Below are 21,451 nucleotides of genomic sequence, written 5' to 3' on the forward strand. Positions count from 1 at the left end.
AGATAAAACGACTAACTATTAACTCGATTTAACCCGAATAATATTTGCACCTAGTGCTTGTAACTTATCTTCAATTTTTTGGTAACCGCGATCGATATGGTAAATTCTATCAACTTGTGTTTCTGTACTCGCCACTAATCCGGCAATAACTAAACTGGCAGAAGCACGTAAATCAGTTGCCATCACCTGCGCCCCATTCAATTGCTCAACACCGGTACTAATTGCCGTATTACCTTCAAGGCTAATATTAGCGCCCATACGTTGCAGCTCAGGCACATGCATAAAACGATTTTCAAAAATAGTTTCTGTCGTGGTTGCTGTGCCATCAGCAATAGCATTTAAGGCGACAAACTGAGCCTGCATATCGGTTGGAAATGCGGGGTGAGGAGCCGTGCGAATATTAACGGCTTTCGGCTTAGACAGCATTTCTAGTTCAATCCAATCATCACCGGTAGCAATAGTAGCGCCTGCTTCCTGTAACTTGCTTAATACGGCTTCTAATGCTTTAGGATCGGTATTTAAACACTTTACCTTACCTTGGGTTACTGCTGCGGCAACTAAAAATGTCCCTGTTTCAATGCGATCCGGCATCACAGAATATTGTGCGCCACAGAGCTTTTCAACACCTTCAATGGTCAAAGTATCACTACCAGCACCAGAAACTTTCGCGCCCATCGCGTTTAAGCAATTGGCCAAGTCGACAATTTCAGGCTCACGTGCGGCATTTTCAATAATCGTCGTGCCATCAGCAAGTGCTGCTGCCATCATTAGGTTTTCAGTACCAGTAACACTAACGGTGTCCATAAAGATAGCTGCACCTTGTAGACGGCCAGTATTGCGAGCAATAATGTAGCCGTTCTCGACTTCTATATCTGCTCCCATCAACTTTAAACCATGGATGTGCAGATTAACCGGACGAGCACCAATGGCACAACCGCCAGGCAAAGACACTTCAGCATGACCAAAACGCGCCAACAATGGACCTAGCACCAAAATAGATGCCCGCATGGTTTTAACTAATTCATAAGAAGCTCGACAATGATCAATATTGCTCGCATCTATGGTCAAACTATCATCATTTAGCCATTGGGTTTTAGCACCAAACTGCGTCAGCAATTTGATGGTCGTTTCAATATCATTTAGCTTAGGGACATTGGAAAAGGTGATCGGTGTTTCGGAAAGTAATGCAGCCATCAAAATAGGTAAAGCAGCATTTTTTGCGCCTGATATCGTAACTTCGCCTTGTAGTGGTTGTCCACCAATAATTTTAAATGCGTCCAATAGTATATTCTTTTCTGTCTGTGTTAATTAAAGGGGTAGGTTAAACATTTTTTCACGTTGCCAATCAGCAGTAGTGAAAGTTTTAATTGATACCGCATGAATGGTACCTTCATTAATCACCTGCGCTAACGGCGCATAAATAGTTTGTTGTTTTTTAACTCGACTCAACTCACCTAAAAAATCAGCGACCGCAATCACTTTGCATTGTGAACCGTCAAAAGCCACATGTATTTCATCTAACTCAACCGCATCGGTAATGAGTTTTTCTATATCTTTTATTTCCACTTATTGCTCCAAATAGCGTTCTAGCTAAGTATTTTTTAATGCGCTATCGATAGGTAATAACGTGTCAACAGCACTTAACTTTGCCAATTTCAACAAATCTTCCGGTAAGTTAATCAAAGCCAGCTGACAAGCATTACGTGTCGCTAACTCAACCAACATTAATATCCATGCTAAGCCTGCGGTGTCTATTTTGCTGACCTTAGCCAAATCAATGGTGACTTGTGTGTCATCAACTAATTTACGATACTTTTTATCAAATGCTCGCGTTATTGTAGCGCGCGTTAACTCGCCACTGATAATCGCATTGTGCTTTGATTGTTGCACATCTATCATATTAACCCACTGATAACGTCATCATACGCTATTTTATCTTTACTCTAATAATAAATTTTAAGCAATATTACTTAAATACGATATCTTTTACACTTTTCTCTTTCAGCATAGCGGTTACATGCGGTAAGCCTTTTTGACGAATTAAGCTGCTCAATTCCGCTTGCTTACTATCAAGTAGGCTGATGCCCTCGGCCACCATATCATAAGCCTTCCATTCGCCAGTTTTCTTGTGCTTACGTACTCGAAAGGAAATATTAATTGGATCTCGACCCGGCTCGATAACACTAGTTTCTACGGAAACAACTCGATCTTTTGAAAAGTCTTTTGCTGGCGCAAATTCAACTTTTTGATTGTTATATAGAGTAAAAACCTGAGCATACGAGGTAATTAAGTAATCCCGAAATGCTGGTACAAACCTGGCGCGATCTGCTTTATTAGTTTTCTTAAAGTTACTACCAATAACCTTATAGGCGGCGTACTGGTAATTTACGTAAGGCATAAGCTCTTCACGAACAATAGTTTTTAATAAATTAGGTTCTTTACGAATTGCACTTTGCTCATTAGCAAAGCGCTGAAAGGTAATATCTGCCACCGTTTTAATCATTTGATAAGGGTCTTTTTTATCAACTTTTTCTACCGCCATTGTCACGGCTGGTAGACAAAATACGACTAAGCAAAAAAAGAATTTCTTCATCATCTTGATATTCATGATTAATCACCACTTCCTTGACTAAACAAAAACTGACCGATTAGCTCTTCTAAAACTAGTGCTGGCTTAGAGTCTTCAATAAAATCCCCCGGTTGTAAGGTATCTACTGACTCATCAATAAAACCTGGCAATAATCCAACATATTGCTCACCTAATAAACCTGCCGTCAATATAGATACCGATGTTGCTTCTGAAAAATTATTGTACTCGGTATAAATATCTAAAGTGACAACTGGCGTATAATCTTCCGCATCTAACGAAATATCGCTAACACGACCAACGACAACTCCGCCGACCTTAATCGGCGAACGTACTTTAAGACCACCAATATTATCAAATTTGGCATATAACTGATAAGTTGTTCCATTACCTGATATGCCGCTATCAGCCACTTTCAACGCTAACATTAACAATGCGGCAATGCCGATTGCTGCAAATAAACCGACCAATAATTCTACTTTTTTCGACACCATGTCTTCCACCAAATTCAATAAATATTTAACTAAATAACAGCACTAATTAATTTGCGAACATTAACGCGGTTAAAACAAAATCTAAACCCAAGACCAATAATGACGATTGCACTACGGTTGATGTTGTTGCTCGACTAATGCCTTCCGACGTAGGCTCACAGGCATAACCTTTGTAAACTGCGATCCAAGTCACCACGAATGCGAACACTAAACTTTTAATAATGCCATTGAGGATATCTTTCTCAAATGACACTTGTGCCTGCATAACCGACCAAAAAGTACCGCTATCAACACCTAACCAATCAACGCCAACAAGGTGAGCGCCAAGTATGCCTACCGCAGAAAATATTGCCGCGAGCAATGGTAAACTGATAAAACCGGCCCAAAAACGCGGCGCGACAACACGACGTAATGGGTCAACTGCCATCATTTCAAGGCTAGACAATTGCTCTGTCGCTTTCATCAGGCCTATCTCTGCGGTCAATGCCGACCCGGCGCGCCCAGCAAATAATAACGCCGCAACTACCGGACCTAATTCCCGCAATAAAGACAAGGCAACCATAGGTCCTAAACTTGCTTCAGCACCATAACCGACCAAGATAGTATAACCTTGCAATGCCAGCACCATGCCGATAAACAGCCCAGAAACCAAAATAATAACTAACGATAAAACGCCAACAGAATAAAGTTGATTAAGTAACAGTGGAAAGCCTTTTCTCGGGCTAGGCATATGCATTAATGATGATGTTAACATCAACAGCGCACGACCTAAGCCAGAAACCTGATTTATAATCACTCGACCTAAAGTTTGTAATTGATTCACTACTTGCCACCTCGGCCAATCAGTTCTTCACTATATGATGCGGCAGGGAAATGGAATGGCACTGGGCCATCAGCCTCTCCTTGAACAAACTGTTGCACCAACGGCGATGTTTGTTGGTGAATTTCTTCTGGCGTGCCCTGACCAATGATTTTTTGTTCGGCAATAATGTAAATATAATCAGCAATGCTCATCACTTCAGGCACATCATGAGAGACAACCACTGAAGTTAAACCTAACGCCTGACCGAGTTCACGAATCAAGCGCACAATAACCCCCATTGAAATTGGATCTTGTCCAGCAAAAGGCTCATCATAAAGGATTAACTCAGGATCTAAAGCAATTGCTCGGGCCAGTGCCGCACGGCGTGCCATACCACCAGAAAGCTCACTAGGACGAAGGTCTCTCGCACCTCGCAGACCAACAGCTTCTAGCTTCATTAAAACCATCTTTTCAATCAAATCTTCAGACAACTCAGTATGCTCTCGCATAGGAAAAGCGATATTGTCGTAAACACTCATATCAGTGAACAGCGCACCACTTTGAAACAACATACTCATACGCTTGCGTACTTCGTATAAAGCATTGCGTGATAATTTTGGAATATTATGGCCGTCGAATAGAATTTGCCCGGATTCAGGTTTGATTTGACCACCAATAAGGCGTAATAAAGTGGTTTTACCTATACCACTAGGGCCCATGATCGCGGTGACTTTGCCTTTAGGGATCGACAAACTGATGCCATCATAAATAACACGTTCATCACGCTTAAAGGTCATATCTTTAATATCGACTAAAATTTCGGACATATATCGAGTGCTAACATCATTGTTTATTATTGTCTTATGCCGAAGAATTCTACCCTAGCGCAACATATCAGTCATTACAATTTAACAACTATTTAGTACTAAAAGAGTATGTAAATGTAATAAAGTGTAAGATCGCCTTTGCTTGTTACTATTTTCATGGTTTAGTTATTTTATTGATTTAGTAGCGAATGTGTCTGCCAAAAATATTAGAAAAAGTTTATAATGGTCTTTGCCCGACAAAATTGTTGGCAAAATCAGCAGTTATGAGTATTAAACGGGTGCCATCAAATTCCAAGATTGGTTTATAATTCCTCTTTATTTCATTATTCGCACAAGATAGTAAATTTACCTTAGCCAACAGGAGCTTTGAATGTTCATCCAAATTTTGATCTTATTACTCTCGCTAATCACTTTAGTGTGGAGTGCAGACAAATTTGTATTTGGTGCGTCATCATTAGCACGTAATTTTGGCATATCTCCAATGATCATTGGTTTAACTATCGTCGCCATGGGTTCATCGGCTCCGGAAATGATGATCGCCGCCACGGCTTCTTTACAAGGTAATCCAGATACCGCGGTCGGTAATGCCATCGGCTCGAACATTACCAATATTGCTTTAGTCCTTGGCCTGACGGCATTATTTCATCCATTATCAGTTTCTTCATCAACCATCAAACGTGAAATTCCACTGATATTGCTAATCACCGCTATCGCGACCTATATGCTAGCAAACAGTAACTTTAGCTTTTTTGAGGGCTTAATATTAATCATAGGTTTTGTCTCATACCTTGCTATTTTGCTGATGGTGACACTAAAGCGTGCTAAACAAAATCCTATCGACGACAAAATGGTACTTGAAGCTGAGCAAGAAGTCCCCGAAGCGGTAAGTAAACCTAGATCATTTTTCTGGTTAATATTCGGCATGATTTTATTGCCACTTAGTGCAAACTTTTTAGTCGACTCTTCAATATTTATAGCCAAAGCTTTTGGTATTAGTGATTTAGTTATCGGTTTAACCGTTATTGCCGTAGGCACTAGCCTGCCAGAGCTTGCCGCCAGTATTATGAGTATTATCAAAAAAGAAGATGACTTAGCCTTAGGTAATATCATTGGCTCAAATATTTTTAATATCCTCGCGGTATTATCTCTAGCGGGTTTAATTTCTCCAGGCAATATTGATCAAGCAGCCGCCTCACGCGATGCTCCTTATATGTTAGCCACCACCTTTTTGTTATTTATTTTATGCTTTAGTCGCAATGGTAAATTTCGCATCACTCGTGCAAAAGGGTTATTATTATTAACGGTATTTATAGGCTATCAAATCTTACTTTTCAGCCAACTAAAAGCATAACTAGCGGTATATAGCGATGAAAAATTTTAAGCAATTAGCCAGAAACGTCATTGAAATAGAACAACAAGCTATCGCCGAGCTATCAACGTTCATTGATGATGATTTCGCCGAAGCGTGTCAGTTAATGTTTAACTGTACCGGCAGAGTTATTGTTATTGGTATGGGAAAATCCGGACACATTGGCGGCAAAATTGCGGCCACTTTAGCCAGTACAGGTACACCATCATTTTTTGTTCATCCCGGCGAAGCAAGCCATGGGGATTTAGGGATGATCACCTTAGATGACGTGGTCATGACCATTTCTAACTCAGGTGAAACCGGCGAAGTATTAGCCATAATCCCAGTTATTAAACGTATTGGCGCGAAACTTATCGCCATGACAGGGAATGCAGACTCTACCTTAGCCAAGCTTGCCGACCGGCATATTTGTGTCAAAGTATCACAAGAAGCCTGCCCATTGGGATTAGCACCAACATCAAGTACTACAGCAACATTAGTCATGGGAGATGCCGTCGCGGTAGCCTTATTAAACGCGCGCGGTTTTACTGCCGATGATTTTGCTTTATCACATCCTGGTGGTAGTTTAGGCAAACGACTATTATTGCGGTTAGGCGATATTATGCATAAAGATGAGCGCCTACCTGTGGTTAACGCTGATGCTAAAATTAAAGATGCACTGGTTGAAATGTCATTAAAAGGTTTAGGTATGACGGCAGTCATCGACAATGAAAATAACCTTATTGGCTTATTTACCGACGGTGATTTACGCCGAATTTTAGATGCAAAAATCGATATTCATCAAGATACTATCACCAGTGTCATGACAGAAAAACCTTATGTAGCTGAGCAAGAAATGTTAGCAGCAGAAGCGTTAAAGATTATGGAAGACAAAAAGATCAACGGCCTAATCATAGTCGACAAAGACAACCATCCGATCGGCGCAATGAATATGCATGATTTACTCAAATCAGGAGTACTATAACTTTGAACAGCTTATATGGCGAAGTTGCAGACAATATTTGGCAAAAAGCCAAAAATATTAAACTCTTTATCTGTGATATTGACGGGGTTTTTTCCGACGGACGTATTTACCTTGGCAACGATGGCGAAGAATTAAAAGCCTTTCATACCAAAGATGGCTATGGCATAAAAGCTTTAGGTGCGAGCGGCGTCGATGTTGCTGTTATCACCGGCCGAAAATCTAATATCGTCCAAACCCGTATGACAGCGCTCAATGTTAAACATATAGTGCAAGGACAAGAAGATAAACTGCCAGCATTAAAAGCTATGGTTGAGTCACTAAATCTATCACCAGAGCAAGTCGCCTATATTGGTGATGACATGCCAGACTTTGCCTGCCTCAACTATGTTGGTTTAAGTATTGCGGTACATGATGCTCACCCCGCCATTTTAAACATTTGCGACTATATTACCTATACCCGTGGTGGTTTCGGTGCAGTACGTGAAGCCTGTGATTTAATGATGCAAAGCCAAAATACCTTAGCTGATGCAACAGGCGCCAGTATATGAATCGAATATATGGTGCGACAATAGCCTTTTTTTTATTTGCTATAACAACTTATGGTTTGATCGAGTGGTATAGTGAAAAAGATGTCGACACCAATGTACTAGACAATGGCAATGAGCCAGAATTCATTGCGGAAAATCTTAATAGCGATATTTATCAGGCATCCGGCGTTTTATCTTATGAAGTTCAGGCACAACGTATGGAACATTATGCTCAATTAGAGGTCACACGTTTTGAGTATCCACGTTATACCTTGTACCCGAAAAATAACAAACCCACTTGGCAAGTAACCGCTAACGAGGGCACATTATATAATAACAACCGTGTAAAACTGGAAAATCGCGTCCGCTTAATCGCGACTGACAAAGAAAGTTTAATACAAGAAGTACATGGAAAGAACTTAGAAATGGATTTGAAAAGCAATATAATTAGCTCAGAGCAAACTATTCTAATATTAGGTAAAGGATTTACTATGTATGGCTCAGGATTAATTGTAGACTTAAACACAACACAGATGACATTGACCGAACATGTACAAACCATTTATAAAAAAACTAACAACTAAGTTAGCACTTGCTACAGCTTTCAGCTTATTAATATCAAGTGTTAACGCGGAAAAATTTGATGTTGACCAAGAAATTAAAATTTCTTCTTCACGACAAGCGGCTGATCTGAAAAACAAGATTTTCAGCTATATCGATAATGTCATAATTTCCCAAGGCACACTGACCATTAATGCTGAATTAGTACAAGTTATTGCCCAAGATGAAAGCGAAGATAAGATATACATAGCCAAAGGTTCACCTGCAACATTCGAGCAAACGTTAGAAGACGGTAGCCCAATTAATTTACAAGCCAATGAAATACGCTATGAACCCGCAAAAAATATTGTAGTGATTTCAGGTAATGCGTTACTACGCCAAGAAGGCAGCGAGGTTAGCGGCAGTAAAATTACCTATAATTTTGAAACTGAATATGTCAACGCTGAAAGTTTAGAAAATGCTAAAGTTGAGACTGTTTTGCAACCTAAAAGTAAAGCTGAAGTACCAAAAAAATTAAAGGAACAGCAGAACTAAATGGCCAACTCTACATTATCTGCAACAGGTTTAGCAAAATCATACAAAGGCCGAAAAGTTGTTAAAAACGTCAGTTTAAAAGTTTCTGCTGGACAAATCGTCGGTTTATTAGGGCCAAATGGCGCCGGAAAAACCACCTCTTTCTATATGATAGTTGGCCTAGTTAATAACGATAATGGCACTATCGTATTAAATGATGAAGATTTAACGCTATTGCCGATGCACGAACGTGCACGCAAAGGCATTGGCTACTTACCACAAGAAGCGTCAATATTTCGCAAGTTATCAGTTTATGACAATATCATGGCTATTTTGCAAACTCGTAAGTCATTATCTGATGTTGAAAAAGAAGAAAAGCTTGAGCATTTATTGGAAGAATTCAATATCGGCCATATTAAAGATAACTTAGGCATGAGCTTATCTGGTGGTGAACGTCGGCGCGTTGAAATTGCCCGGGCATTAGCCGCCGATCCAAAATTTATCTTACTTGACGAACCTTTTGCCGGTGTTGATCCAATTTCAGTAGGTGATATAAAAAAAATTATCCTACACTTAAAAGAACGTGGCATTGGCATTTTAATTACCGATCACAATGTCCGTGAAACGCTCGATGTTTGTGAACACGCATATATTGTTAGTCACGGCGAACTTATTGCAGAAGGTGATGCGGATCAAATTCTCGCAAACCAGCATGTAAGAGATGTATACCTTGGCGAACAATTCACGCTATAGTTATTGGCATACGTTAAAAGCAAAATAATATTGCACTAAATAGTAACAGGGAAAAGAAAAACTAAATGCGTCCTACTCTGCAGCTCCGTATCGGACAACAGTTAACTATGACTCCCCAATTGCAGCAAGCAATTAAGCTGTTGCAATTGTCGACCTTGGATTTACAACAAGAAATTCAAGAAGCACTTGAAAGTAATCCGTTACTTGAAATGGATGAAAACCAAACGACTTCATCGGAAAGTACGCCTGATAATTTAGAAGAAGCATTTTCGGCCAACGCCAGTGACAACAACAGTGAAGTAGCATCTCTAGATGGCAGTGAAGATTCAGCGCCAACAATCGATGAAATTAGCTCTGCCGAAGGCTTAGCAAAAACCGATATCCCCGAAGAATTGAATAATGACACCACCTGGGATGATAATTTCAGCGCTGGTACTAGCAGTGGCAGTGTTGGTCCTGCTTCTGAAGATTATACCTATCAAGGTGAAACCAAAGATTCAATTCAAGATCACCTAATTTGGCAAATGGAACTGACGCCTTTTACCGAAACCGATAAAACCATTGCCATTGCCATTATTGAAGCGATTGACGAAGCGGGTTATTTAACTGTTTCGGCTGAAGAAATTTTAGAAAGTGTCGGCATTGAAGACCTTGAACTTGATGAAGTCGAGGTGGTGCTAAAACGAATTAACGTCTTTGACCCTATAGGGGTTGCCGCCCGCTCAATTCCAGAGTGTTTGTTGATCCAATTGAATCAATTTTCAAGCGATACCCCTTGGTTAGCAGAAAGTAAACTCGCAGTTAGTGAGTATATTGACTTATTGGGTAATCGCGATTACCGGCAATTAATGCGTAAGTTGCGTTTAAAAGAAGAGCAATTACGCGAAGTGATACGTCTTATTCAAACCTTAGACCCTCGCCCTGGCGATAGCGTTGTTAAGAGTGAAGAACAATACGTAATTCCTGATGTTTCAGTGGAAAAGAAAAACGGCCGTTGGACAGTAGAATTAAATCCTGACACTGCACCTAAGCTGTCGGTCAATCAGCAATATGCCGCCATGTCACGTTCTATGAAGTCGTCGACGGATTCACAATTTATTCGTTCTAATCTGCAAGAAGCGAAATGGTTTATTAAGAGCTTGGAAAGTCGTAACGACACCTTATTAAAAGTATCCAACTGTATTGTGCAACGCCAACAAGGTTTCTTTGAACATGGCCCAGAAGCCATGCGCCCTATGGTATTAAACGATATTGCTGAAGCCGTTGATATGCATGAATCAACCATTTCTCGCGTTACCACGCAAAAATATATGCACACGCCTAGAGGCATATTTGAATTAAAATATTTCTTCTCAAGCCATGTTAGTACCGAAAATGGCGGCGAGTGCTCATCAACTGCTATTCGCGAGTTAATTAAAAAATTAGTCTCGGCAGAAATTCCCGCCAAACCACTCAGTGACAGTAAAATGGCAGATATTTTAGCGGAACAAGGCATTAAAGTAGCAAGGCGTACCATTGCAAAATATCGAGAGTCGCTCTCGATACCACCATCGAATCAACGTAAAAGCCTATTATAGGTTTGGTTTATTAACCCGCAAAAGAGGATTGACGCATATGCAAATTAATCTTACCGGACACCATGTCGATGTTACCGATTCATTACGTGATTATGTCAATGGAAAATTTGAAAAACTAGAACGACATTTTGATCACATCAACAATGTTCATGTAGTTTTAACCGTAGAAAAACTTAATCAAATAGCGGAATCAACCGTGCACTTAAGTGGCAGTGAAGTTCATGCCAAAGCAGAAAATAATGACATGTATGCTTCTATTGACTCACTGATTGATAAGTTAGATCGGCAAATATTGAAATATAAAGGCAAAATAAACAAACATTAACGTCTCTTCGCATTAGGTCTTTGAAGTAATTATGAAGTTGCAAGACATCTTAACCCCGGACTGCACAATATGTGCAGCACCGGGTTCCAGTAAAAAGCGTGTATTAGAATATTTAAGCAGTTTGGCGGCAGAAAAGCTGGCCAGCCACGATACTTTCCAATTATTAGAAAGCTTAGTTAAGCGCGAAAAAATGGGCTCAACGGGTATCGGCAATGGTATTGCCATTCCCCACGGACGTTTAGACAATGCGAGTGCCCCAATTGCTGTGGTTATCACCACGGAACAAGCAATTAACTTTGACGCTATAGATCATCGCGCTGTCGATATTTTTATTGCCTTATTTGTTCCTGAAGAAGAATGTCAAAATCATTTATGTACCTTACAAAGTATTGCACAGATATTTCGTGATAAGCAATTTTGCAAGCAAGTGCGTAAATGCGAAAGTAACCAAGCACTTTTCGAATTAATCCAACAAGCGAGTTAATCATCAATGAAATTAATCATTGTCAGTGGTCGTTCAGGCTCAGGTAAAAGTGTTGCCCTGCGTGTTTTAGAAGACTTAGGCTATTATTGTGTCGACAATATTCCGGTTAATTTACTGCCAGCCTTAACACATACTGTTATCAATGATTACGAAAATGTTGCTGTTAGCCTAGATGTTCGTAACCTACCCGCCGATCCGAATGATGTGCCAGAAATCATTGACTATTTACCCAGTGCGGTTGAATTAAACCTACTCTATTTAGATGCCGATGATAGCGACTTAATTCGTCGTTTCAGCGAAACTCGACGCTTGCACCCATTGATCAAACAAAATATCGCTCTTGATCAGGCAATTGCACTCGAAAAACAACTGTTAGAGCCAATTGCAACACGTGCGCATTTATACATTAATACCAGTCAATTATCACCGCATCAGTTAGCCGATTTAGTTAGAGAAAGAATTCTCGGCAAAAAATCAGGCTCTATGGTGATCGTATTTGAATCTTTTGGCTTTAAACATGGTGTGCCACAAGACGCTGACTATGTTTTTGATGCTCGTTTTTTACCTAATCCTTATTGGGATAAAGAGTTAAAAGCGCACACAGGTTTAGATAAACCGGTACAAGACTTCCTCGCCAGCCAACCAATAGTCACTAAATTTATTTGGCAAATTAACAGCTTTATGATGACCTGGTTACCACATCTTGAGCGCAATAATCGCAGCTATGTCACTATAGCCATTGGCTGTACCGGTGGTAAACACAGATCGGTTTACATTGCAGAGCTGCTCGCGAACAACATGCGAAAAGAACGTGACGACGTACAATCACGTCACCGTGATTTAACGCTAGCCAGTTCATAAGCGCGAAGCAATAAAGCATGCAAATCAGCCGTCAAGTCAACATTATTAACAAGCTTGGGCTCCATGCCCGAGCCGCGTCTAAGTTGGCACAATTAAGTCAACAGTTCAGTGCGACTATTACCTTAGAGCTAGACGGCAATAGTGCCGATGCCAATAGTATTATGGGATTAATGCTGTTAGCTGGCGCTCAAGGAAAAACGGTTAAGGTTACAGCCGTCGGTGATGACGCTGAGCTTGCGCTCCACGAAATCTGCCAATTGTTCAGTGATAAATTCGACGAAGCAGAATAACCTCCTCTTCTTTCATCTGTTCAACCAGTTATTAAGTCAATAAAAAAGCTGCGAAAAGTAACAAATTGCGATAAACTCAATGTCGATGTTTATTAAAAATTCAATGCCACATTAACTTAATAAACATCCTTCATAATAATAAATATCAATTTCGTTTTGCAACGGCACAAGGTAGCAATATGCCGGAAGTTTCCGAACAAGAGTACAGCCATCAGCGTCTACAGCAGGTTAACGATGCCCTCGGTAGTGGTATGTATGTCTATGTCCGTAAACTATTGCAGGACATGCCCGCATTTGATCTCGCGCTATTACTAGAATCTTCACCAACCAAAAGCCGTTCTGTACTTTGGCAATTAATCGATGCCGATCACCATGGTGAAGTGCTCGAAGAATTAAACGAAGAAGTTCGAAAAGGTATTCTTAAAAATATCCGTCCTGAAAAGCTTGCTGCCGTTGCAGAAGGTATGGACGTAGATGATTTAGCTGAAGTTTTCCGTACCTTACCTGATAGCGTCTATCGGGAAGTATTGAGTTCAATGGACTCACAAGATCGTAGCCGAGTAGAAGCCGCGTTGTCTTACGAAGAAGACACGGCGGGCGGTATCATGAATACCGATACCATTTCCATTCGCCCTGACGTAACTGTTGATGTGGTACTACGCTACTTACGCTTACGTGGTGAATTACCCGAAGCGACAGATTCATTTTATGTGGTTGATCGTGAAGATCATTTCATTGGCGCCATATCTTTAACCGCAATCGTTACAGCAAAACCAGAAACCATAGTGTCGACACTCATTGATGATGAAATCGAAGCTATTACCGCCGACATGAACGAGAAAGATGTTGCGCAGCTGTTTGAACGACATGACTGGTTTTCGGCTCCCGTTGTTGATGATAAAGATCGTCTACTCGGCCGTATTACCGTTGATGATGTAGTTGATATTATTCGTGAAGAAGCCGAACACTCGATGATGAGTATGGCGGGTTTAGACGATGAGGCAGATACTTTTGCTCCGGTTTTAAAAAGTACCCAACAACGTTCAGTCTGGCTAGGTGTAAATTTAATTACCGCGCTACTCGCGGTTGCCGTTTCCAGTATGTTCGAAGGCATTTTAAGCCAACTGGCTATATTAGCAGTGTTAAATTCACTTGTGCCTAGCATGGGAGGCGTTGCCGGTAATCAAACCTTAACGCTGGTTATTCGTGGTATTGCCTTGGGCCATGTTGGTGAAAGTAACTCACGCGTTTTACTCTATAAAGAATTAGCTGTTGGTTTTTTTAACGGTATGATTTGGGCGATATTAATTGCCACTGTTGTCGCGCTATGGCAGCAAAATATTATGCTCGGGGCTATTATCGCTTTTGCAATGTTAATGAATATGACCGCAGCAGGTATTGCTGGCGTGACTATTCCATTGATGTTGAAAAAAATGAATATAGATCCGGCATTGGCTGGTAGTGTTATTCTCACCACTATCACTGATGTGGTTGGTATTTTTGCCTTTTTAGGTACTGCAACTTTATTGCTGGGTACTTAAATTTTTGTCGATAGCAATAATATCGCTGTATTATCGATATGAATTCAGAACATTAGATAACCTGAAATCGGGATAATGAGAATGAAAAACATGACTATTTCAAAACATTATCAACAGCCAATCTACAGTTGTGGTATTTATGTCTAGTTCAAGGCGTTTAAGTGTGCCCAATAACGAGTTATTGGTAACTTGAACAACGTAGAAGTAGGCTTTAATAGCGCTGCTGTAGCATTTTACTTATCCAAAGCTCAGGTTAGATATTATTAAAACAAAAAACGAGCAAATTTAGCTCGTTTTTTATGACTTATTAACGATTAAGTTCCCGTCTAATTACCTGCTACCTGCATTTCATTAATGATAATCGAGCCGGTTCGAATGCTACCGCGCATATCAATATCATTGCCGATAGCAACAATACCAGCAAACATATCTTGTAGCTTTCCAGCAATGGTAATTTCATCAACGGGGTAAGCTATTTCACCATTTTCAACCCAAAAGCCCGCAGCGCCGCGCGAATAATCACCAGTCACCACATTAACGCCTTGCCCCATTAATTCTGTAACCAATAAGCCGGTACCTAAGGTTTTCAACATAGCTTCAAAATCACCACCCTGCCCTGACTCTTTTATCGCTAATTGCCAATTATGAATACCACCAGCATGACCGGTTGACTGCATACCCAATTTACGTGCGGAATAACTGGTTAACAGGTAAGTTGCTAATCGACCATCAGTAATAATTTCACGATCGACGGTTGCAACCCCTTCACTATCAAAGGCACTACTCGCTAAGGCTTTTCTCAAGTGTGGGCGTTCATTTACCGTTAGAAACTCCGGGAAAACTTGCTTGTCGAGAGAATCCATTAAAAATGAGGATTTTCGATATAAATTTCCGCCACTAATGGCGGCAATATAATGGCCAAACAAGGTATTGGCAATATCAGCACGAAACATTACCGGCACTTTATTAGTGGTTAACTTATGAGCGCCTAAGCGCGATAAAGCTTCGGTAGCTGATTGCTGACCAATTTTAACGGCACTTTCCATGGCGCCAAATTGACGATTTACCGTATAAGCATAATCACGTTGCATGTCATCACCTTCATTGGCGATCATCACACAACTCAAGCTATGGCGGGTGCTCGGGTAACCGACTAATTGGCCATGGCTATTGCCATAAACTTTAAAGCCCTCAAAACTTGCTAATGTTGCGCCGTCAGAGTTACTGATACGTTCATCATAAGCCAGTGCCGTGTCTTCACATTCTTTTGCTAAACTGATGGCTTGTTCTGTTGACAAGGCTTCGGGATGATATAAATCTAAATCCTCAGGAGACATAGCTAAGAGTTCTTTATCCGCCAAACCTGAGCAATCATCCACAGAAGTGTATTTTGCAATATTTACCGCTGCTTCAATAGCTTGTTTCAATGCTTTTTCAGATAAATCCGCTGTTGAAGCGCTACCTTTACGGCCTTCTTTATAGACAGTAATGCCCAGTGCACCGTCACTGGTAAATTCGACGTTTTCAACTTCTCCTAAACGGGTGCTAACGCTAAGGCCTTGTTGACGAGTCATGGCGACTTCAGCACCATCCGCACCTAATGTTTTGGCCATTGTCATTGCGTCATTAACGCGTTGCTTAACGTGTTCTATTTGCGTTTGGATACTATCAGAATCGCTCATGGGTAACTTATTTCTCACATTTAATCGCTATTTTTAACGATACCAACCACAGGAATGTTTTTGCGGTAACGGCTTTGTTGTATACTATAGGGAATTATCACTTTATTACCTAACATTATGCCCCAGTCTGCCAACGATATCGACGAATTAGAAGAAGAATTACTGAGTAAATCGGAAATAAAGCGTGAAATGCATCGACTACAAGATTTTGGTCTTGGTTTAGTTAAAATGTCTAAACATCAACGCAGCCGATTGCCGCTAACCGATGAATTAAAAGAAGCTATGGTGTTGGCGGATAAAATAACTAACAAGCATGAGGCATTGCGTCGGCACATTCGTCATATTGCAAAAATATTATCAGAAACCGATCTTGAGCCCATTAAACAGGCGATGGATGTTATGGCGAACAAGCATCAACAGGAATCGGTCAAATTTGAAAAGCTTGAACAATTGCGTGATGACCTGATTGCGCAAGGAAATGAAGCTATCGAAGCGTTGTTGGCGCAATCTGACAGTATGGAAAGACAAAAGCTTAGGCAGCTAGTGCGCCATGCAAAGAAAGAACACAAAGCTGAAAAAGTTGGTAAACACTATCGCGATTTATTTGCTTACTTAAAAGAGCATGTGGTTTTTTAAAGTAATTAATCACCAAAAACGCTTTGTTAACGGCCTCCTGATAACAAAGCGTTGCTAATAAAACCTGAAAACCTCACTTATTTAAAGCACACTATATTTACTGAAAACTTTATATAGCTCAGTTCCTTGGTTCACACTGGCAGAAGCAAAATGTAAAATAGGGATCACGGGATGATCTAAACTAATATAGTGTAAAGGGTCGCCATCGCCATAGTTATCCATTCGTAAAATACGCGCTAGTGGCTCTCCTGCTGGTAAAGGTTTTCCAAAATCAGCCAAGTAATCCACCATGCCTCCCATCGGCGAATATAACGCTTTGTAATCTTCTAACATGCAAGCATAGCGCGTCATTGTTTTTGGGTGATAGTCACCAGTATTGATCACTTTCTGATACTGTAGATAGCTTAAAATACCCAATGCATCTTGATGAGCAACGTCGAGATCGATTTGCTCTTGTGAGCCTAATTCAACAGTAAAACTTTCCTTAACGATATAACTTTGGCTATCAGTATTATTTCTGCTGATAGAAAAATCACGTCCAAGAGCCGCAAGTTCTAGCTGCAATTGCCACCAAGGACAGAATGTCGCTTCGTCCAATGCCCCATCAAAGCTATTGGGGATCAGCAATGTATGGGGAATATCAAAATATTTGGCACTTTCTTTAGCATATTCAGGGCAATATAAATGCTTACTGGAAATAGGCCCAGTATGTAAATCTAAAACAATATCTGCTTGATGGGCCAAACGTTGTAGTTGAAAAGCAATGCGTTGCCCAGTCGTTAAACCATAAATATTATGATTCAGCTTTTGTTCAATTTGTTCAAGCATTAACGCCTTAAAAGCAATTTCAATTTCTTCATTACTAGCACTTAAATATTCTTGTGCAAACGGCTCAATAATACTGGCGTCAAAATGGAACATACGATTCCAGTTAACGCCCGTTATTGGGTCAAAACGCCCTAAGGTATATTCGCCATTTTTATGATTACAGCCAACCGGGTTTGCATAAGGTACCAAGGTAATTGAGCCATTTAGCTCAATATGCTTTAACTGCTCTAATAACTGAAAAATAACCGCATTACCTTGCACTTCTGCGCCATGCATATTCGCCTGAATATAAACACTTGGCCCTTTTCCTGAGCCATTAATGCGATATACCGGTACTGTAAGCGCTGCGCCGCTGGCCATTTCACCAACGTGCATCACTTCTTTACTAATTGAATTCATAAACTACCTTTGTTATCAACTTTCACAGCCACTAACGTAAATACCAAGAGGCAGACTCTGCTACACGTATCAGCTCCATTTCACCTCGCTGCAATACATACTCCGCTGCCACTTGATGACAGAGAAAAAATGGCATACTTTCAGTAAAGCCATAAGCGCCGGACAAGCCGAAAACCAGTGATTCATCTATTACCACATCTTGCGGTAAATCTAACTGACCGAGTTTATCTAAACTAGTACACAGTGGCCCGTGGACATCAAAACGGGTAAGTGACGCGGTAGACTCTCTCAACAATGCCACAGGAAACGGTTGCCCTGTTATCGCTGGGCGCAATAAATGATTAATACCACCAGCAAGCACCAGTTGTTGCTGTTGAAAGTTTTGTTTTTTATCAACCACGGAAGTGACGTAATAACCTGACTCTGCGACCGCATAACGACCTAACTCAAGCCATAATTCCTTAACGCCAGCACTAGCCTTAATACTTGCTAAATCTTCAACAATTTTTTGCCAGCTTAGTTCATCACCATGCTGTAAGTAATCAACACCTAAACCACCACCCAAATCTAACACTTCTAATGGCATGGCAATTTGCTTTGCCAATGTCAGGAGCGGCGCAACCATCTGCGACCATAGCTGAAACATTTTTTCATTGCTGAGCATATTGCCCCACTGAAAAATGTGTAAACCATTGATATTAAGTGCAGGAAAGTCATTTACGTTAATTTCTCGCCACTCATCGCATGACAAGCCAAACGGCGTGACCTCGTTGCCACCGAGGGGATTTTTCTCACCATCTGGCCATTGCAATTGCACTCGCAGTAATACTTGAGGATTACAAGCTAATTCTGTTGCCGACTCATTAAGCCACTGCAACTGCAGTAAACTTTCAACAACAAAAGTTTCAACTCCTTGCGTCAAGAACGCCTTCATCTGACGCTTAGACTTTGCTGGTCCAGTATTAAGAATCCGATCAGCGGTAATATTTTGTCTAAGTACTTGAGTTAATTCACCTTGGCTAGCGACATCAAAATTGAAACCTTGCTCAGCCAAAGTTGTAATAACGCGCGACAAAGGATTCGCCTTAACGGCGAACCAAAGCTTAATGACATCTTGCTGCATTAACCGTGCTAAATGTTCCGTCAGCGCATCTAAATCATAAAGAAAATACCCCACTTCATCTGTGGCTTGCTCTGGGTTATTTATTCGACTTTTTTGCTGTTCAGCTAAAGCTTCATATACTGCAGGCCTTAGCCAGTTGGGCCTAGGCACTAAATCTTGTTTTTCTTGCATTGTTTTCATTTGCTGGCCTTAACGCAATACCGATTCGAGCTCTAAGGCAGCATTACTTTTTTCATCACGATATTTTACGATCAACGCACACGCCATATTCAAACCTTTTTTTTCTGCCCAACCACCAGAAATTGGCCGAGTGCCTGGCACCACAACCGCATTTTCTGGAATATCTGCGCCTTTTTCTAACATAATATTATTGACGCAATCATAAACAGGTACCGATGCAGAAAGCGAAACGCCTGGTGCTAATACTGCGCCTTTTTTAACGACAATGCCCTCAACGATAATCACTCCTGCACTTAAGAAGGCATTATCTTCAATAATAACTGGGCTTGCCCCAATCGGCTCAAGCACACCACCTATTTGCACCGCGGCCGAAACATGAACATTTTTACCAATTTGCGCGCATGAGCCGATAAGTGCATGGCTATCAATCATGGTACCGCTGTCAACAAAAGCACCAACATTAATATAAGCCGGCGGCATAATAATAACGCCGGGTGCGACATAGGCTCCACGACGAACGGAAGAGCCTCCTGGCACCATTCGAACATTGTCACTGACAGAAAATTCACGCGCCGGTAAATTATGCTTGTCAACAAAGCCCTGATAAATACCATCAAATTCAGTATTATCGCCCGCCTTGAAAGCGGCTAAAATTGCTTGTTTTACGTCAACGTTAGCACTCCAGTTGCCACAATGGTTTTGCTGTGCTGCGCGCACGGCGCCGGTTTCTAATGCTGTTAAAGTTTGCTGCCAAGTCATTGATTTACTTCTCTTAGAATAGTTGGTGTTATAGGGCTTGAATAAAGGCTACTTTGTTGGTTTTCATTTTCCGCTCTCGCCGGCTTGTCTGTGTTACTAAGCGGCTGATTGGCCAACCACTGCTGAATTTGTTGATGAACAATATCTAAGCCATGCTTATTTGATAGCTCTTCATAACACAGAGGTAAACGCAAAGTTGGCGTGGCAATAACAGCTAGCTCCGCCATCAGTACTTTTACCGGAATAGGACTAGCCACTTGAAATAGCGCTGCAATAGCATTTTGCCAAAGTGGAAACAGGCCGTGACATTGCTGAGCTAGCGTTAATGCTACATAGCGCTGCGTCGCTTCAGGCCAAACATTTGCACAAACGGATACTAGGCCTTGTACTCCAGCACTAGCAAGATAAGGCATCATGGCATCTTCACCACTATAAAGTTCAAGGTCAGGACAATGTTGGCGGTAAGCCAGTAACTTATTAAGGTCACCACTCGCTTCTTTAAGCGCCCAGCAATTCTCATGATGTTGTAACGTTTGTAATGCAGAAATGGCAATTTCAACGCCGCTTCTTGATGGCACGTTGTAGATCATGCACGGAAGTTTTGCCGCATCGAGCAAAGCTTGATACCAAGCCGTTTGACCTACTGGCCCAGGCTTAGCGTAAATAGGACTGCCCAACAAATAAGCAGAAATAGGCAGTTGATTACATTGCTCTATCCAAGCGATTTGCGCAGAAAGATTAAAACCACCAACGGCAACCATTAATGGTACATCTAGTGATAAGGCCGCAACAAACTTAACGATGGCAAGCTGTTCTTCGCTCGTTAAAGCCAGTCCTTCACCTGTACTACCCAGTAGTAAAATACCGTTGTTGGCCGCATTTTGTTGCAAAGCAACATGTTGTAAGCTGTGATAGTCAATGGCACCATCACTTAATAATGGCGTGATCAAAGCCGTCCAAACAATGGGCTGTTCGGCTTTTAGACATTTTTTTGAGTGTGTTATTTGATTCATTTCTCTCGAACTCGTTTCGTTCGGAGAACTTTTAGGCGCTTGCGAAAGCCAAATTCTAGAGATGAATTTTAGCCTTAACAAAGGCCAGAAGCTCTCCACCTATTAGGTGACAGTTGCAAGGATTCAACCTAGCGCTAAACGTAAAAACATTTAGCGACAACAACCGATATTTGTATCATCAAAAATACAATTACCTCGGCGTTTTCCCCCCTCATTATTGTTCACTAGAGTTTGATCTCTTCACAATAATTACCTGGTAAACGCTCCTCTTCTGGCCCTTCATCATTAGATCAGTTTTTTACTAACTAACCTAATTGGAATAAGGGACATATTTATTAAAACATTTAAATCTAAGC

25 protein-coding genes and 1 riboswitch are annotated in these 21,451 nt (G+C 41.0%); of the genes, 13 read left to right on the forward strand and 12 right to left on the reverse strand.

Annotated features, from left to right (window positions below; genetic code table 11):
• Positions 1–18: 18 nt before the first annotated feature.
• From murA to mlaF, 7 genes are all read right to left on the reverse strand, one after another.
• The gene (murA, locus tag AC27JP_RS04890) at positions 19–1,281 is read right to left on the reverse strand and encodes a UDP-N-acetylglucosamine 1-carboxyvinyltransferase (protein ID WP_487112601.1); all 1,263 of its coding nucleotides are present in this window, start codon (positions 1,279–1,281) and stop codon (positions 19–21) included.
• Between the two features lie 27 nt (positions 1,282–1,308).
• Positions 1,309–1,566, reverse strand: coding sequence for a BolA family protein (locus tag AC27JP_RS04895; RefSeq protein WP_487112603.1), 258 nt, complete (start codon positions 1,564–1,566; stop codon positions 1,309–1,311).
• 24 nt (positions 1,567–1,590) lie between these two features.
• A complete protein-coding gene (locus AC27JP_RS04900; RefSeq protein WP_487112605.1) occupies positions 1,591–1,899 on the reverse strand; it encodes an STAS domain-containing protein in 309 nt (102 codons plus the stop codon).
• A 67-nt stretch (positions 1,900–1,966) separates the two neighbouring features.
• The gene (locus AC27JP_RS04905) at positions 1,967–2,608 is read right to left on the reverse strand and encodes an MlaC/ttg2D family ABC transporter substrate-binding protein (RefSeq protein WP_487112607.1); all 642 of its coding nucleotides are present in this window, start codon (positions 2,606–2,608) and stop codon (positions 1,967–1,969) included.
• Between the two features lie 2 nt (positions 2,609–2,610).
• On the reverse strand, positions 2,611–3,081 hold the full coding sequence (gene mlaD / locus AC27JP_RS04910; RefSeq protein ID WP_487112609.1) for an outer membrane lipid asymmetry maintenance protein MlaD: 471 nt from the start codon (positions 3,079–3,081) through the stop codon (positions 2,611–2,613).
• A gap of 46 nt (positions 3,082–3,127) precedes the next feature.
• Positions 3,128–3,904 carry a lipid asymmetry maintenance ABC transporter permease subunit MlaE gene (gene mlaE, locus AC27JP_RS04915; protein WP_487112611.1) on the reverse strand — a complete coding sequence of 259 codons (777 nt, stop codon included), beginning with the start codon at positions 3,902–3,904 and terminating at the stop codon, positions 3,128–3,130.
• Complete coding sequence (gene mlaF / locus AC27JP_RS04920; RefSeq protein WP_487112613.1) at positions 3,904–4,710, reverse strand: phospholipid ABC transporter ATP-binding protein MlaF; 807 nt, start codon at positions 4,708–4,710, stop codon at positions 3,904–3,906. The genes mlaE and mlaF overlap by 1 nt, the downstream gene beginning before the upstream one ends.
• Positions 4,711–5,080: 370 nt before the next feature.
• Between mlaF and AC27JP_RS04925 the strand changes: the two genes are divergently transcribed.
• The 12 genes from AC27JP_RS04925 to mgtE all read left to right on the forward strand — a co-directional run bounded on the left by AC27JP_RS04925 (position 5,081) and on the right by mgtE (position 14,475).
• The gene (locus tag AC27JP_RS04925) at positions 5,081–6,061 is read left to right on the forward strand and encodes a calcium/sodium antiporter (RefSeq protein ID WP_487112615.1); all 981 of its coding nucleotides are present in this window, start codon (positions 5,081–5,083) and stop codon (positions 6,059–6,061) included.
• 10 nt (positions 6,062–6,071) lie between these two features.
• Complete coding sequence (locus AC27JP_RS04930; protein ID WP_487113465.1) at positions 6,072–7,043, forward strand: KpsF/GutQ family sugar-phosphate isomerase; 972 nt, start codon at positions 6,072–6,074, stop codon at positions 7,041–7,043.
• Complete coding sequence (kdsC, locus tag AC27JP_RS04935; RefSeq protein ID WP_487113467.1) at positions 7,040–7,591, forward strand: 3-deoxy-manno-octulosonate-8-phosphatase KdsC; 552 nt, start codon at positions 7,040–7,042, stop codon at positions 7,589–7,591. Before AC27JP_RS04930 ends, kdsC begins: the two co-directional genes overlap by 4 nt.
• Complete coding sequence (gene lptC / locus AC27JP_RS04940) at positions 7,588–8,154, forward strand: LPS export ABC transporter periplasmic protein LptC (RefSeq protein WP_487112617.1); 567 nt, start codon at positions 7,588–7,590, stop codon at positions 8,152–8,154. Before kdsC ends, lptC begins: the two co-directional genes overlap by 4 nt.
• The gene (gene lptA / locus AC27JP_RS04945; protein WP_487112619.1) at positions 8,120–8,665 is read left to right on the forward strand and encodes a lipopolysaccharide transport periplasmic protein LptA; all 546 of its coding nucleotides are present in this window, start codon (positions 8,120–8,122) and stop codon (positions 8,663–8,665) included. Before lptC ends, lptA begins: the two co-directional genes overlap by 35 nt.
• A complete protein-coding gene (gene lptB / locus AC27JP_RS04950) occupies positions 8,666–9,397 on the forward strand; it encodes an LPS export ABC transporter ATP-binding protein (protein WP_487112621.1) in 732 nt (243 codons plus the stop codon).
• Positions 9,398–9,462: 65 nt separating this feature from the next.
• On the forward strand, positions 9,463–10,974 hold the full coding sequence (locus AC27JP_RS04955; RefSeq protein ID WP_487112623.1) for an RNA polymerase factor sigma-54: 1,512 nt from the start codon (positions 9,463–9,465) through the stop codon (positions 10,972–10,974).
• A gap of 37 nt (positions 10,975–11,011) precedes the next feature.
• Positions 11,012–11,299: a ribosome hibernation promoting factor gene (gene hpf, locus AC27JP_RS04960; RefSeq protein ID WP_487112625.1), complete on the forward strand. Its 288-nt coding sequence runs from the start codon at positions 11,012–11,014 to the stop codon at positions 11,297–11,299.
• A 31-nt stretch (positions 11,300–11,330) separates the two neighbouring features.
• Positions 11,331–11,783 carry a PTS IIA-like nitrogen regulatory protein PtsN gene (gene ptsN, locus AC27JP_RS04965; protein ID WP_487112626.1) on the forward strand — a complete coding sequence of 151 codons (453 nt, stop codon included), beginning with the start codon at positions 11,331–11,333 and terminating at the stop codon, positions 11,781–11,783.
• Positions 11,784–11,789: 6 nt separating this feature from the next.
• Positions 11,790–12,644 carry an RNase adapter RapZ gene (rapZ, locus tag AC27JP_RS04970; protein WP_487112628.1) on the forward strand — a complete coding sequence of 285 codons (855 nt, stop codon included), beginning with the start codon at positions 11,790–11,792 and terminating at the stop codon, positions 12,642–12,644.
• Between the two features lie 17 nt (positions 12,645–12,661).
• Positions 12,662–12,934: an HPr family phosphocarrier protein gene (locus tag AC27JP_RS04975; RefSeq protein ID WP_487112630.1), complete on the forward strand. Its 273-nt coding sequence runs from the start codon at positions 12,662–12,664 to the stop codon at positions 12,932–12,934.
• Between the two features lie 179 nt (positions 12,935–13,113).
• Positions 13,114–14,475 carry a magnesium transporter gene (gene mgtE, locus AC27JP_RS04980; RefSeq protein ID WP_487112632.1) on the forward strand — a complete coding sequence of 454 codons (1,362 nt, stop codon included), beginning with the start codon at positions 13,114–13,116 and terminating at the stop codon, positions 14,473–14,475.
• Positions 14,476–14,801: 326 nt separating this feature from the next.
• On the opposite strand, the gene pmbA is transcribed toward mgtE, so the two are convergent.
• A complete protein-coding gene (gene pmbA, locus AC27JP_RS04985) occupies positions 14,802–16,157 on the reverse strand; it encodes a metalloprotease PmbA (protein ID WP_487112634.1) in 1,356 nt (451 codons plus the stop codon).
• 117 nt (positions 16,158–16,274) lie between these two features.
• Between pmbA and yjgA the strand changes: the two genes are divergently transcribed.
• Complete coding sequence (gene yjgA / locus AC27JP_RS04990) at positions 16,275–16,793, forward strand: ribosome biogenesis factor YjgA (RefSeq protein WP_487112636.1); 519 nt, start codon at positions 16,275–16,277, stop codon at positions 16,791–16,793.
• A gap of 81 nt (positions 16,794–16,874) precedes the next feature.
• Here the strand turns inward: yjgA and AC27JP_RS04995 are convergent, their stop codons facing one another.
• From AC27JP_RS04995 to dapA, 4 genes are read right to left on the reverse strand one after another with little or no spacing between them, the layout of a single operon-like run.
• Positions 16,875–18,020, reverse strand: a complete 1,146-nt coding sequence (locus tag AC27JP_RS04995; RefSeq protein ID WP_487112638.1) for a succinylglutamate desuccinylase/aspartoacylase family protein — start codon at positions 18,018–18,020, stop codon at positions 16,875–16,877.
• Between the two features lie 31 nt (positions 18,021–18,051).
• Positions 18,052–19,314, reverse strand: a complete 1,263-nt coding sequence (locus AC27JP_RS05000; protein ID WP_487113469.1) for a PLP-dependent decarboxylase — start codon at positions 19,312–19,314, stop codon at positions 18,052–18,054.
• A gap of 18 nt (positions 19,315–19,332) precedes the next feature.
• Positions 19,333–20,082 carry a 2,3,4,5-tetrahydropyridine-2,6-dicarboxylate N-succinyltransferase gene (locus AC27JP_RS05005; protein WP_487112640.1) on the reverse strand — a complete coding sequence of 250 codons (750 nt, stop codon included), beginning with the start codon at positions 20,080–20,082 and terminating at the stop codon, positions 19,333–19,335.
• Positions 20,079–21,095, reverse strand: coding sequence for a 4-hydroxy-tetrahydrodipicolinate synthase (dapA, locus tag AC27JP_RS05010; RefSeq protein WP_487112642.1), 1,017 nt, complete (start codon positions 21,093–21,095; stop codon positions 20,079–20,081). Before dapA ends, AC27JP_RS05005 begins: the two co-directional genes overlap by 4 nt.
• 80 nt (positions 21,096–21,175) lie before the next feature.
• A riboswitch (Lysine riboswitch) is annotated at positions 21,176–21,374 on the reverse strand.
• Between the last annotated feature and the right edge of the window lie 77 nt (positions 21,375–21,451).

The sequence above is a fragment of the Colwellia sp. SU-HH01172 genome (assembly GCF_057553355.1).

Coding starts and splice junctions, on each gene's coding strand:
- AC27JP_RS04900 (WP_487112605.1), bottom strand. CDS start 1,899: ATGATAGATGTGCAACAATCAAAGCACAATGCGATTATCAGTGGCGAG.
- AC27JP_RS04905 (WP_487112607.1), bottom strand. CDS start 2,608: ATGAATATCAAGATGATGAAGAAATTCTTTTTTTGCTTAGTCGTATTT.
- mlaD (WP_487112609.1), bottom strand. CDS start 3,081: ATGGTGTCGAAAAAAGTAGAATTATTGGTCGGTTTATTTGCAGCAATC.
- mlaF (WP_487112613.1), bottom strand. CDS start 4,710: ATGTCCGAAATTTTAGTCGATATTAAAGATATGACCTTTAAGCGTGAT.
- AC27JP_RS04925 (WP_487112615.1), top strand. CDS start 5,081: ATGTTCATCCAAATTTTGATCTTATTACTCTCGCTAATCACTTTAGTG.
- lptC (WP_487112617.1), top strand. CDS start 7,588: ATGAATCGAATATATGGTGCGACAATAGCCTTTTTTTTATTTGCTATA.
- lptA (WP_487112619.1), top strand. CDS start 8,120: ATGTACAAACCATTTATAAAAAAACTAACAACTAAGTTAGCACTTGCT.
- lptB (WP_487112621.1), top strand. CDS start 8,666: ATGGCCAACTCTACATTATCTGCAACAGGTTTAGCAAAATCATACAAA.
- AC27JP_RS04955 (WP_487112623.1), top strand. CDS start 9,463: ATGCGTCCTACTCTGCAGCTCCGTATCGGACAACAGTTAACTATGACT.
- hpf (WP_487112625.1), top strand. CDS start 11,012: ATGCAAATTAATCTTACCGGACACCATGTCGATGTTACCGATTCATTA.
- ptsN (WP_487112626.1), top strand. CDS start 11,331: ATGAAGTTGCAAGACATCTTAACCCCGGACTGCACAATATGTGCAGCA.
- rapZ (WP_487112628.1), top strand. CDS start 11,790: ATGAAATTAATCATTGTCAGTGGTCGTTCAGGCTCAGGTAAAAGTGTT.
- AC27JP_RS04975 (WP_487112630.1), top strand. CDS start 12,662: ATGCAAATCAGCCGTCAAGTCAACATTATTAACAAGCTTGGGCTCCAT.
- mgtE (WP_487112632.1), top strand. CDS start 13,114: ATGCCGGAAGTTTCCGAACAAGAGTACAGCCATCAGCGTCTACAGCAG.
- pmbA (WP_487112634.1), bottom strand. CDS start 16,157: ATGAGCGATTCTGATAGTATCCAAACGCAAATAGAACACGTTAAGCAA.
- yjgA (WP_487112636.1), top strand. CDS start 16,275: ATGCCCCAGTCTGCCAACGATATCGACGAATTAGAAGAAGAATTACTG.
- AC27JP_RS04995 (WP_487112638.1), bottom strand. CDS start 18,020: ATGAATTCAATTAGTAAAGAAGTGATGCACGTTGGTGAAATGGCCAGC.
- AC27JP_RS05000 (WP_487113469.1), bottom strand. CDS start 19,314: ATGCAAGAAAAACAAGATTTAGTGCCTAGGCCCAACTGGCTAAGGCCT.
- AC27JP_RS05005 (WP_487112640.1), bottom strand. CDS start 20,082: ATGACTTGGCAGCAAACTTTAACAGCATTAGAAACCGGCGCCGTGCGC.
- dapA (WP_487112642.1), bottom strand. CDS start 21,095: ATGAATCAAATAACACACTCAAAAAAATGTCTAAAAGCCGAACAGCCC.